The sequence below is a fragment of the Paraburkholderia sp. genome (assembly GCF_050742655.1).
In the GTDB taxonomy this organism is placed as follows: domain Bacteria; phylum Pseudomonadota; class Gammaproteobacteria; order Burkholderiales; family Burkholderiaceae; genus Paraburkholderia.
Genome location: NZ_JBOIGG010000004.1, coordinates 109623 through 122364 on the forward strand (window position 1 = coordinate 109623; position 12742 = coordinate 122364).

Genomic DNA, 12742 nt, shown 5'->3' on the forward strand with positions numbered 1-12742 from the left:
GTTCAGAAGTTCTGGTAGTAGACGTAGGGCGTCTGCTCGACGCGCGATGCCTGCTGGCGTTCGCGTTCGTCGAGATCGACCGGCTGCTTGTCCCACAGCAGCGAGCGGCCGCGGCGCTGTTCGGCCTCGAGCGTGGGCTTCTGGTCTTTCAGCTGGTTGATGAACTGGGTGATGTCCGACTGGTACATGGCTCGAGGTCCGTGAAAGAAGAGGCGGGGGCGGGGCGGAGTTCCGCTCGCGGGTCCACGCGGTCGGACTTAATTTTACAGCATGCGAAACGCGTGGGGCGACGGGGCGCGACGCCAGGGCGAATTTGCGGGAGCCGCATGCCTCGTCGCCGCATGCGGCTTCGGCTTGTACCGTTTGCGGAACATAGGTCGGGGCGGCGCGTCCAAGGCGGGCAGCCTGCGACGGAGAAGTGGCCAGGCGGCGTCGGGTGGGCGGCGCGGTCGGCCGTTATGACTTGCCGATGTGGTCAAATAGCGAGCTTCGGTCCGCGACGGCGGGCCGGCGGCAAACCCAATCATCATAATCTGGGCGGGAGGTCCTGTTTGGCGGGGTGTCTGATCGAACCGTCGCGCGCGCGCCGCCGCATTGCGGGCCGCGTTTGCCGCGCACTGCGCGTGGGGCTGGCCGGCTGTGCGCTTGCGCTGGTCGCATGCATCGCCGCGAACGGCGCCTGGGCAGCGAAGGCGAAGGCATCCTACCGGGTCGATATCGAGACGTCACCGCGCTCGCTGCGCAAGCTGCTCGAAACGCATCTCGATGTCGCGCGTTTTGCGAAGCGCAGCGACATCAGCGACGACCAGTTCGGCTTCCTCGTCACCGCGACGCCGCAGCAGGTGCGCGATCTCGCCGCAACCGAAGGCTACTTCTCACCGGTGGTGCGAACCGACGTGCGCACCGTCGACGGCGCGAAACGCGTGCTCGTCAGCGTCGATCCCGGTCCGCAGACGACGATCTCGTCGATCGAGCTCAGCTTTCGCGGCCCCGTGCTGACCGAAGACCCCGGCCAGGAAAACGCGACCCGCTTCGCCTTTTCGCTGCACGATGGCGATCCTTTCTCGCAGTCCGGCTGGGACGACGCGAAGGGCGCGTCGCTGAGGGCGCTGCAGGCGCGTCGCTATCTCGGCGCGAAGATCGCGCGCTCGGAGGCGCGCATCGATCCACGCACGCACGAAGCGCGGCTCACCGTCGTGTACGACAGCGGCCCGACTTTCACGATGGGCAAGCTCGACGTGTCGGGCACGCGACGCTATCCGGCGTGGATCGTCGATAACGTGAACCCGGTGTCGGTGGGCGACATCTACGACGTGCAGCGCATCAACGAACTACAGCGCCAGCTGCAGAACACGCCGTACTACGCGAGCGTCGCGATCGACGTCGACAACGACCCGGCGAAGCCCGCCGATACCCCCATCCACCTGAAGGTCAGCGAGTACCCGTACAACAGCGTGCGCGGCGGCGTCGGCTATTCGACCGATACCGGGCCGCACGTGCAGGGCTCGTATTCGTATCTCGATACGTTCGGCCGCGCGTATCCGTTCTCGGTCGTAGGGCGCGTCGACAAGATCCAGCGCTACGGACAGGTCCAGCTATCGATGCCGCCGGGCCCGCGCGCGTGGACCAACAGCGTGCTCGCGTCGTACACCAGCACCGACGTGTCGGACACGAACATCTACAGCGCGCGCGTCGGTGTGCAGCGCACGCGCACGTCGCAGAACATCGACTATGTGTACTCGATCCTCTACTACCAGGATCGGCTCACACAGAACAGCGGCAGCCCGACGACGAGCCGCGCGCTCGTGCCGTCGTGGTCATGGACGCGCCGCAATACCGACGATCCGCTGTTTCCGCGCTCCGGCAACCTGATCCACGCGGAAGCGGGCTTTGCGGTGAAGGGTGTGGCGACCGACCAGACGTTTATCCGCGGCTATGCGCGCGGCCAGCAGTATCTGCCGATCGGCAAGCGCGACCTGATGGTGTTCCGCGCGGAAGTCGGCGGCGTGTTCACGAGCGGCCCTTCGTCCGGCGTGCCGGCGTCGCTGCTGTTTCGCGCGGGCGGGTCGAACTCGGTGCGCGGCTACAGTTTCCAGAGCATCGGTAACAACGTCGACGGCTCGGTGCTGCCGACCAAATACCTGATGACGGGCAGCGCCGAATATCAGCACTGGTTCAACCGCGACTGGGGCGCGGCCGTGTTCTTCGACATCGGCACCGCCACCGACACCTGGAGCGAAAAGATCTTCTATCAGGGCGTCGGTGTCGGCGCGCGCTGGCGCAGCCCAGTCGGACCGGTCAACGTGGATCTCGCGTACGGCATCCGCAACCGCGACGTGCGACCGTACCTGACGCTCGGCATCGCCTTTTGACAACCCAACATTACTCACTTATCGGCCTGTATCGCGCATGACCACGGACTCCACCGCACAACCGCCTCAGCCCGCTCCGGACGATCGCTCGCCCGCGGGCCCCGGCACGCCGCCACCGCCGCCACCAGGTAGGGGCGGTCGGCGCGCGGTGAAGGCGCTCGCGTGGATGGTCTTCGTGCTGGTACTGCTCGCGGCACTCGCGGTCGGGTTGCTGTACGGCGCGGTCGTCACCGAGCGCGGTACCGCGTACGCGTGGCGCGCGGCGGTGAAGCTGCTCGGCGGCCAGTTGTCGGGCACGCTCGACGGTGGCTCGCTCGCCAGTGGCGTGCGTTTGCGCAATGTCGAATGGCGCGGCAGCGACGGCACCGACGTCAAGATCGACAGCGCGAGCGGCAAATGGGCGCTCACGCACGCGCCGTGGCGGTTCTCGATCGACTATCTGCATATCGGTACCGTCGACGTGCGCGCCGTGCCCTCGCCGTCGTCGTCGGAGCCGACGACGCTGCCGCAGGATCTGCAACTGCCGATGCAGCTCGAGGTTCGCGATCTGCGCGTCGAGCGGCTGCTGCTGCACGCAGGCGCATCGACGACCGAATTCGCGCGGCTGATGTTCCATGGACGCAGCGACGGCCGGCATCACGAGGCCGCGGTCGAGCGGCTCGACACGCCGTACGGCGCAGTGACCGCGTCCGCGAAGCTCGATGGCGTGCGGCCGTTTGCACTCGCGGGCGACCTCGGCTATGCGGGCAAGGTCAACGACGAAGCGGTCGAAGTGCGCGGCACCGTCGCGGGCTCGCTCGAAACCCTGACCGCCGAACTCGACGCGAGCGGGATGAAGCTGACCGGGCATGCACACGTCGAAGCGACGCCGTTCGCCGCGGTGCCGTTGCAACGCGCAACGCTGACGTTCGATCACGTGAATCCGCAGGCTTTTGCGCCGGGTGCACCGCTCGCGGATCTGGCGGTGCGGGCGGAGTTGCAGCCGGCGGGGGAAGTTGCTGGTACGGCCGCTGAGGTGAAAGCGGCTAGCGGTGTGGCGGGCGCAGTTGCGACTGCTGGCAGTGCGGCTGCTGCTTCTGCAGCAGTTGCATCCGTCGCATCCGCTTCGAGCACGCCGCGTGTCGATCTGGCAAATGCGTCGAGCGCTTCAGCGGCATCAAGCACCGCAGCACCCCATCCACCCGCCAACCCCGCCTCCCGCCCAGCCGCCTTCGCAGTTACAGGCACCGTATCGATCGTCAACGCAAAGCCCGGCGCGCCCGATCAGCATCTGCTACCGCTCATCGACGCACACGCCGACGTGCGGCTCGACGCATCGACACAGCGCCTGTCGAACCTGAACGTGCGACTCGTGAAGAACGCGACGGTAACCGGCGGCGGCATGCTCAAAGGCAAATACGGGCAGTTCGATCTCAAGGTGGCCAGGCTCGATCTGAACGCGCTCGCATCGAGCGTGCGGCCGACGCAGCTCGCTGGCCCGATCGGCATCCGTCTGAACGACGACGTGCAGAGCATCACGCTCGACCTCGTCGATCCGAAGGCCGGGCTGCGTGCGCAGGGCAAGGTCACGTTCGACCCGGCACGGATGAGCTTCAACGATGTGCGCGTGAGTGCGGGCAAAGGCCGCGTCGATCTGTCCGGCGCGATCAAGCACGATGCGAGTTCGACCTACAACCTGAAGGGGACGCTGACCGATTTCGATCCGCTGGTCTTCACGTCGCAGGCGCCAGCGAAGGTACCTGCGAAACCAACGCCAGGCAAACCCGCCCCACGCCACATCGAAGCCCGCGTGAACGGCACATTCGCCGCAGCCGGCGTGCTCGCCCCCGGCTTCACGACGAAGGCCGATTTCCGTCTCGGCGAGAGCGTCTACGACGGTCTGCCGCTGACCGGCGGCGGCACCGTCCAACTAGCCGGCGCGCGTTTGCTGCCGAGCCGCGCGAACCTGTCAGTCGCGGGCAACGAAGTCGATCTGCAGGGCAGCTTCGGCGGTCGCGGCGACCGGCTGCGCTTCCACGTCGACGCGCCGCAGCTCGAACGGCTCGGCTTCGGGATCGCCGGCACGATCGCGGCGACCGGCGACCTCACCGGCTCGTTCGATCATCCGAACGTCGTGCTCGATTACAACGCGGACAGCGTCGTGTTCGGCTCGAACCGGCTCGGCCACGCGCAGGGTCACGCGGAATTGCGCGACGGCGCGAACGGCGCGCTCGTGTTCACGACCGATGCGCGCGACCTGAGTACCGCCGGCATCGACCTCGCGACGCTCACCGCGCGACTCGACGGCACGCGCGCGAACCATACGCTGACGGCCGCGGCAACCGGCAAGGTGCACGACCGCGCGATCGATCTGACGCTCGGCGCCAACGGCCATCTGACCGAAGCACGCGACGGCACGCATTGGGACGGCACGGTCACGCGTCTGCAGAACCGCGGCACGCCCGCGCTCAATCTCGAGCAGCCGCTCGCGGTGAACGCGGGTGCCGAGCGGGTGACGCTCGGCGCGACGCGACTCACGCTCGAAGGCGCGGTGCTCGATCTGAAGTCGTTCGCGCTCGATCACGGACGCATCCGTTCGGCCGGCTCATTGACCGACGTGTCGCTCGCGCGGCTGCTTGCACTGCGCGAGGAGCTCACGGGTGCGTCGTCGCCGGTGAAGACCGACCTGGTGTTCGACGGCGACTGGGACTTCACGCTCGGCGACACCGCAAGCGGCCACATCCAGATGAAGCGGCGCGGCGGCGACGTGACGGTCGAAGTGGGACGCGGCATCGCGTCGCTCGGCATCACGGACATCGCGGCGCGCGCCGACTTCAGCGGCGGCAATCGCGTCAACGCGACGGTACATGCGCAGGCGAGCCGCCTCGGCGTGATCGATGCGGACGCGCATACCGCGCTTGCGCTGCGCGACGGCGCGCTCGCGGTCGACGACGAAGCGCCGCTGACCGGCCGCATCGACGCGAACCTGCCGTCGCTGAAAACCACCGGCGGCCTGTTCGGGCCGAGCTATCTGCTCGACGGCCATCTCGCGCTGAAGCTCGCGCTCGGGGGCACGGTCGCGAAGCCGAACCTGTCGGGCTCGCTCGTTGGCGACGGATTGTCGGCGACGCTCGTCGACGAAGGCATCCAGTTGAAGGACGGCGTCGTGCGCATCGCGCTGTCGGAAAATCTCGTCGACTTCCAGCAGGTCGAGTTCCACGGCGCGAGCGGCACGCTGCGCGCGACCGGCCGTGTGCGTCTCGACGGCGCCGAGCCGGATCTCGCAGCGAACATCGTCGCCGACAAGCTCGAACTGTTTGCCGCGCCGGACCGCCAGCTGTCGCTGTCGGGCAGCGCGAGCGTCGCGAACGCCGGGCCCCAGGGCGGCATGGCGATCAACGGCAAGTTCACCGTCGACCACGCACTGTTCGACCTGCCCGAGCAGTCGGCGCCGCGTCTCGGCGACGACGTCGTGATCGTGCGCGCGGACGGCACCGTGCGCGGCGAACCGCAGCCCGTCGATACCCCGGGCGCCGCCGCCGCTGCCGCCGCCAAGCCGGTCGGCCGCTTCGCGCCGCGCGCGAACGTCGACCTCGATCTTGGCAACAACTTCCGCTTCCGCGGCCAGGGCGCGGACCTCGGGCTGCGCGGCACGATCACCGCGATGAGCGCGCCGAACCAGCCGCTGCGCGCCGTCGGCAACGTGCGCGTGACCGAGGGGTCGACGTACACCGCGTTCGGTCGCAAGCTCGGCATCGAGAACGGCTTCTTCACGTTCAATGGCCCGGTGTCGAATCCGGGCATCAACATCCTCGCGATGCGTCGCAACCAGCAGGTCGAGGCGGGCGTGCAGGTGACGGGCACGGTGCAGGCGCCGAATGCGAAGCTCGTGTCCGAGCCGAACGTGCCCGACAACGAAAAGCTGTCGTGGCTGCTGTTCGGACACGGCACCGATCAGGGCAACAACCTCGGTCAGCAGAGCACGATGACGACCGCGCTCGCGCTGCTCGGCAGTGCGAGCGGCAAGCGCATCGCGCAGACATTCGGGCTCGACGAATTCTCGGTGGGACGCAGCGAGGTGGGGCTGACCGACCCGCAGGTCGTGATGGTGTCGAAGGCGATCAGCGAATGGCTCGTGCTCGGCTACGAACAGGGACTGCAGTCGGCGGCGAACGCGATCAAGGCGACCGTGAACCTGACGCGTTACTGGTCGGTGGCCGCGTACGGCGGTACGTTCCAGGGGATGGATCTGCTGTACACGCGGCGCTTCGATCGCTGGCGCTGGTGAGGAGGTAGCGCGGGGTGCGCTGTGGCTACGCGCTATAGGTGACTGTTTGTGTGGCTGTTGAAGTTGCTGCCGTGGCTACCGTTGGTGCGGCAGTCGTTGTCGCGGGGCGGCGCCTCAAAAAGCGCGCCGCCCAACCAGCATCTAGCTGACCCGCATCCCCGGCTTCGCGCCGCTGTGCGGCTCGAGCAGGTAGAGGCCCGGTTCGGCTTTCTCGTCGGCGGCGGATGCGGCGAGCACCATCCCTTCGGACAACCCAAACTTCATCTTGCGCGGCGCGAGGTTCGCGACCATCACGGTCAGCTTGCCGATCAGATCTTCCGGCCGGTACGCCGACTGGATTCCCGAGAACACGTTGCGGGTCTTGTCCTCGCCGACGTCGAGCGTCAGCTGCAGCAGCTTGTCCGAGCCCTCGACCGCGCGGCAGTCGACGATCTTTGCAATACGCAGGTCGACCTTCGCGAAGTCGTCGATCGAGATCGTGCCGGGCGCTTCTTCGCCTTTCTTCGCGGGCTTGTTCTTCGCGCCAGCCGTGCTTGCCGCAGCCGGCGCAGTAGTCGTTTCGGTCGCCTGCAACGAGCCGCGGTTCGCCTCGAGCAGCGCGTCGACCTGCTTCGGATCGACGCGCGTCATCAGATGCTGATACGCATTGATCGGACGCTGCGACGTCAGCGGCACGTTCGCGTCGCTCCATACCTGCGGCTCGATGCCGAGGAACGCCTCGACGGACTGCGCGAGCTTCGGCAGCACCGGCTTCAGCGCAAGCGACAGCAGGCGGAACGCTTCGATACTGACGCTGCAGGTTTCATGCAGCGCGACGCCGTTCGCCGGGTCTTTCGCCTGATCCCACGGCTTGGCCGTATCGACGTACGCGTTGACGGCGTCGGCGAGTTCCATCGTCGTGCGCAACGCACGACCGTACTCGCGCGCCTCGTAATGCACGGCGATCTGCGGTACTGCGGCGCGCAGCGTGTCGAGCAGCGGATGGCGCATCGCGCTGTCCTGCACGCGACCGTCGAAGCGCTTGATCAGGAAGCCCGCCGCGCGGCTCGCGATGTTCACGTACTTGCCGACGAGATCGCTGTTCACGCGCGCCTGGAAGTCCCCGAGGTTCAGGTCGAGGTCTTCCATCGTGCTGTTCAGCTTCGCGGCGAAGTAGTAGCGCAGCCACTCGGGGTTCAGGCCGGCGTCGATATAGCTTTGCGCGGTGATGAACGTGCCGCGCGACTTCGACATCTTCGTGCCGTCCACCGTCAGGAAGCCGTGTGCGAACACGTTGGTCGGCGTGCGATGGCCCGAGAACTCGAGCATCGCCGGCCAGAACAGCGTGTGGAAGTACAGGATGTCCTTGCCGATGAAGTGATACTGCTCGGTGGTCGAATCCTTGCGGATCCACGCGTCGAAATCGATGCCGCGTTGTTCGCACAGGTTCTTGAAGCTTGCGTAGTAGCCGACCGGCGCGTCGAGCCACACGTAGAAGTATTTGCCGGGGGCACCGGGGATCTCGAAGCCGAAGTAGGGCGCGTCGCGCGAGATGTCCCAGTCGGCGAGCTTCGCGTCACCCGCGTCGCCGAGCCATTCGCGCATCTTGTTGGTTGCTTCGGGCTGCGCGAGACCGCCGACCCAGCCGCGCAGAAAGTTTTCGCAGCGCGGGTCGGACAGGCGGAAGAAGTAGTGCGTCGACGTCTTGCGGATCGGCGTCGCACCGGAGACGACCGAGTACGGGTTGATCAGGTCGGTGGGCTGGTAGGTCGAGCCGCACACTTCGCAACTGTCGCCGTATTGATCTTTCGCGCCGCACTTCGGGCATTCGCCCTTGATGAAACGATCCGGCAGGAACATTTCCTTGACGGGGTCGTACGCCTGTTCGACGTCGCGCGCCTCGATCAGGCCGGCCGCCTGCAATGCGGTGTAGATCGACTCCGACAGCACGCGGTTCTCTTCCGAATCGGTCGTGTAGTAGTTGTCGTACTGCACGCCGAAGCTTGCGAAATCGCGGGTATGTTCCTGCCACACACGGTCGATCAGCTGCTTCGGCGTGATCCCTTCTTTTTCCGCGCTCAGCATGATCGGTGTGCCGTGCGTGTCGTCGGCGCCGACGTAGTAGACCTCGTGCCCATGCATCCGCAGCGCCCGGACCCAGATATCCGTCTGGATATGTTCGACCAGATGGCCGATGTGGATCTGTCCGTTCGCATAAGGCAACGCGGACGTGACGAGGATCTGGCGGGGCTTCGACGGCGCGTCGACGGCGCCGGGGGCTGATGCTGACATAAGGGAGATTCCGGGCTAGGCGGGAGACGAAACTTCGATTCTAGCAGGGCAGCCGCGCAAAGCGGGGCGGGTACGGCGGAGCGGGAAGTAGCGGGAAGGCGCAGGGAAGCGGCAGAAACGAAAACGTTTCGCCCAAAAAAAACCGGGGCGATGTTGGGCCCCGGAGCAACAACGACAAGAGGAGAATGGTGACGCGGCGGCATCGCCAACCACGTACCGTAAAGACAGACAGCGGATTTTCGGGAGAGTTCGAAAAATTTTGCGCTGCGTCTCGCGATACGTTCCGCTGTCCGCTGGAAGCCCATCTCGACGGGCTTCCAGCGTGTCTCCCCGAGGGGTTGTCGCGTTACTGCGCGTGCTGCGCGGTGGCGCGCAGGAAGATCTCGACGCGGCGGTTTTGCGCGCGGCCGGCTTCCGTGCTGTTGTCGGCGATCGGCTGGGTCTGGCCGCGGCCTTCCGCCGACAGACGTTGCGGTGCGACGCCTTGCTGCGCGAGGTAGTTCGCGACGCTCTGCGCGCGGTTCACCGACAGCGTCTGGTTGTACGCCGGCTGGCCCGTGCTGTCGGTATGGCCGACCACCTGGGCGATGACTTCCGGATTCTGGTTCAGCGTCTGCGCAACCTGGCCGAGGACCGACTGGAACGACGGCTTGATCGCGTAGCTGTTCGTGTCGAACGTGACCGAACTCGGGATGTTCAGCTTGAGCGAGCCGTCCGGCTGCTCGGTGATCTGCGTGCCGGTGCCCTTGGTCGCGCCCGACAGCTTGTTGTGGATGGCCTGCCAGTTGTAGCCGGTGATGCCGCCGGCCGCTGCGCCGACGCCCGCACCGATTGCTGCGCCCTTACCGCCGCCGATCAGCGCGCCGATGCCGGCGCCCAGACCCGCGCCGACGCCGGTACCTACGGCGGTGTTGGTGCCTTGCTGCGTGGCGCAGCCGGCGAGCAGTGCGCCGACAACGGCGAACACCGACAGGCGAGTCATGATTTTTGCATTCATTTTCGTTTCCTCTCTTAAGGTAGTACGGCCCGACGACGAAAGTCCGGCCGTCCGCACTGACAGCGCAACAGGGTCTTCGGGCAGCGGCTGGCGTCAGCCACTACAATGAAGCCTGAAGCATAGGCAGCCATCGAGCCTCGAGGCAACCTTCCCACGGGCTCCAAGCTTGCTGCCGCGGAAGGGTGCCTGGCAAGCCCGTTTTGCGCAATCCCGGCTAACAATTTCTTTCACTTTCCGGCAGACGGCGAAACCTTCGATTCCGCCGCGCCGCAAGCGTTCCCACGGAGTATCAATGAGTATCGATCGGGCTTTGGTCGACGCCGCCCTCGCGGCCGTCGCGGACCCCAACACAGGGCGGCCGTTCGCCGCCGCGAAGAACATCCGTAACGTGACGGTCGAAGGCTCCGCCGTCAGCGTGGACGTGGTGCTCGGCTATCCGGCCAAACGGCAGTTTGAAGCGATCCGCGCGCTCGTCGCCGATGCGCTGCGCGTAGTGCCCGGCGTAGCCGAAGCACGCGTCGAGGTCTCGCAGCAGATCGCCGCGCACACGGTCCAGCGCGGCGTGAAGCTGTTGCCGAACGTGAAGAACATCGTCGCCGTCGCGTCCGGCAAGGGCGGCGTCGGCAAGAGCACGACCGCGGTGAACCTCGCGCTCGCGCTTGCGGCCGACGGCGCGTCGGTCGGCATTCTCGACGCGGACATCTACGGTCCGTCGCTGCCGATGATGCTCGGCATCGAAGGCCGCCCCGAATCGCCGGACGGCCAGTCTATGCATCCGCTGACCGGCCACGGCGTGCAGGCGAACTCGATCGGTTTTCTGATCGAGCAGGACAACCCGATGGTGTGGCGCGGCCCGATGGCCACGTCGGCGCTCGAGCAGTTGCTGCGGCAGACGAACTGGCGCGACCTCGACTACCTGATCGTCGACATGCCGCCGGGCACCGGCGACATCCAGCTGACGCTGTCGCAGCGCGTGCCTGTCACCGGCGCGGTGATCGTTACGACGCCGCAGGACATCGCGCTGCTCGACGCAAAGAAGGGACTCAAGATGTTCGAGAAGGTCGGCATTCCGATTCTCGGTATCGTCGAGAACATGAGCCTGCACATCTGCTCGAACTGCGGCCACGAAGAGCACATCTTCGGCGCCGGCGGCGGCGAGCGGATGGCGCGCGAATACGGCGTCGACGTGCTCGGCAGCCTGCCGCTCGACATCGCGATCCGCGAACAGACCGACTCCGGTCGCCCGACCGTCGTCGCCGATCCGGACGGCCGCGTCGCGGAGATCTACCGGTCGATCGCGCGCAAGGTCGCGATCCATATCGCCGAGCGGGCCCGCGACATGAGTTCGAAGTTTCCGAGCATCGTGATCCAGAACACCTGAGCGCACCGCAGCGCCAACGCGATCAGACCGTCGAACCCGTCAATTTGGCCCTGCGCTCGCGGTATCATGTCGGCTTCATCAGGTCCGGCAGACCGGCCGCAGGGGCGGCCGGACGCCGACAAGAGGATCGCATGAGAAAACGAATCGACGGGCATGCGGCACGTGCGTTCATCATCCTGACCGCCGGCGGGTTATTGCTGAGCGGCTGCTCGACGTTCCTGCGACCCCAGGAAAAGCGCGCTGACGCACAACTGCTGCCCACCGTAGGCAGTCTGACCCGCGGCTCGGTTACTTTCATCGAGCGTTCAGATGGCGTGCAGGTTACCTACAATCTCAACGGCCTGCCGCCGGACAGCGACCACGCGCTGCAGGTTCACGAGCGCGGCGACTGCAACGCCGCGGATGGCTCCAGCGCGGGTCAGGTTTTCTCGCCGGCCGCCGACCGCCTGAAGAGCGGCGCGCGGGTCGAAGGCGATCTCGGCAACATCCACGCGGACTCGAACGGCGTCGCGACCGGCTTCATCGTCGCGCCGGACGTGTCGCTCGATGGCGTGCGCTCGGTGCTGCAGCGTTCGGTGCTGGTCCATCGCGACGCGACCGATCCGTACGCGTACACCCAGCATGGCCCCGGGCCGGCACTCGCGTGCGGCACGATCCGGTGGCAGTGAATTCCGTCGCGCCCAGGCGGCCAGCCTGCGAGCGCGGCGCGTTCCGCGTGATCGCGTAAAATAACCGCCTTTCGCCCGGCAACTGCGTTCCGCGAGCGCCGTCTTCCGTCCGTCGTCAAGCAGCGACCCACTCACGTTCAGCGTTCAACTATGGCAATCAAATCCGACAAGTGGATCCGGCGCATGTCCGAGGAGCACAAGATGATCGAGCCGTTCGTTCGAGATCAGGTGCGCGTGTCCGAGGACGGCCGCAAGATCGTGAGCTACGGCACGTCGAGCTACGGCTACGACATCCGCTGCGCGGACGAATTCAAGATCTTCACGAACATCAATTCGACGATCGTCGATCCGAAGAACTTTGACGAGAAGTCGTTTGTCGATTTCAGGGGCGACGTCTGCATCATCCCGCCGAACTCGTTCGCGCTGGCCCGCACGGTCGAATATTTCCGGATTCCGCGCAGCGTGCTGACGGTCTGCCTCGGCAAGTCCACTTATGCGCGCTGCGGCATCATCGTCAACGTGACGCCGTTCGAGCCGGAATGGGAAGGGTATGTCACGCTCGAATTCTCGAATACGACACCTTTGCCTGCGAAAATCTACGCGAACGAGGGCGTCGCGCAGGTGCTCTTTTTCGAAAGCGACGAGGTCTGCGAGGTGTCTTACGCGGATCGCGGCGGCAAATATCAAGGTCAGCACGGCGTGACGTTGCCCAAAACGTGACGCGCGAGCGCATTGACTCACCGGAATATCGGGTGACCGCTGCGCAACAGAAGCAGCGGTCGTTCT

General features: G+C 66.2%; 8 protein-coding genes. 5 read left to right on the plus strand and 3 right to left on the minus strand.

Going from position 1 to position 12742, the window contains the following annotated elements; genetic code table 11:
• Window positions 1–2: 2 nt before the first annotated feature.
• Window positions 3–188 carry a DUF3460 family protein gene (locus ACREXZ_RS07730; RefSeq protein WP_431763462.1) on the minus strand — a complete coding sequence of 62 codons (186 nt, stop codon included), beginning with the start codon at window positions 186–188 and terminating at the stop codon, window positions 3–5.
• Window positions 189–551: 363 nt separating this feature from the next.
• On the opposite strand from ACREXZ_RS07730, the gene ACREXZ_RS07735 reads away from it, so the two are divergent.
• The gene (locus tag ACREXZ_RS07735) at window positions 552–2372 is read left to right on the plus strand and encodes an autotransporter assembly complex protein TamA (protein ID WP_431763463.1); all 1821 of its coding nucleotides are present in this window, start codon (window positions 552–554) and stop codon (window positions 2370–2372) included.
• A gap of 37 nt (window positions 2373–2409) precedes the next feature.
• Complete coding sequence (locus ACREXZ_RS07740) at window positions 2410–6639, plus strand: translocation/assembly module TamB domain-containing protein (RefSeq protein WP_431763464.1); 4230 nt, start codon at window positions 2410–2412, stop codon at window positions 6637–6639.
• Window positions 6640–6780: 141 nt separating this feature from the next.
• On the opposite strand, the gene metG is transcribed toward ACREXZ_RS07740, so the two are convergent.
• Both metG and ACREXZ_RS07750 read right to left on the minus strand, forming a co-directional pair.
• Window positions 6781–8910, minus strand: a complete 2130-nt coding sequence (gene metG, locus ACREXZ_RS07745; protein WP_431763465.1) for a methionine--tRNA ligase — start codon at window positions 8908–8910, stop codon at window positions 6781–6783.
• Window positions 8911–9256: 346 nt separating this feature from the next.
• Window positions 9257–9907, minus strand: a complete 651-nt coding sequence (locus tag ACREXZ_RS07750; RefSeq protein ID WP_431763466.1) for an OmpA family protein — start codon at window positions 9905–9907, stop codon at window positions 9257–9259.
• A gap of 292 nt (window positions 9908–10199) precedes the next feature.
• Here ACREXZ_RS07750 and apbC point away from each other — a divergent pair, with 292 nt between their 5' ends.
• The 3 genes from apbC (at window position 10200) to dcd (ending at window position 12676) form a co-directional block, all read left to right on the plus strand.
• A complete protein-coding gene (gene apbC, locus ACREXZ_RS07755) occupies window positions 10200–11288 on the plus strand; it encodes an iron-sulfur cluster carrier protein ApbC (protein WP_431763467.1) in 1089 nt (362 codons plus the stop codon).
• 131 nt (window positions 11289–11419) lie between these two features.
• Window positions 11420–11956 (plus strand): superoxide dismutase family protein, encoded by a 537-nt coding sequence (locus tag ACREXZ_RS07760; RefSeq protein WP_431763468.1) that lies wholly within the window; start codon window positions 11420–11422, stop codon window positions 11954–11956.
• Between the two features lie 150 nt (window positions 11957–12106).
• The gene (dcd, locus tag ACREXZ_RS07765) at window positions 12107–12676 is read left to right on the plus strand and encodes a dCTP deaminase (RefSeq protein ID WP_431763469.1); all 570 of its coding nucleotides are present in this window, start codon (window positions 12107–12109) and stop codon (window positions 12674–12676) included.
• Window positions 12677–12742 lie beyond the last annotated feature (66 nt).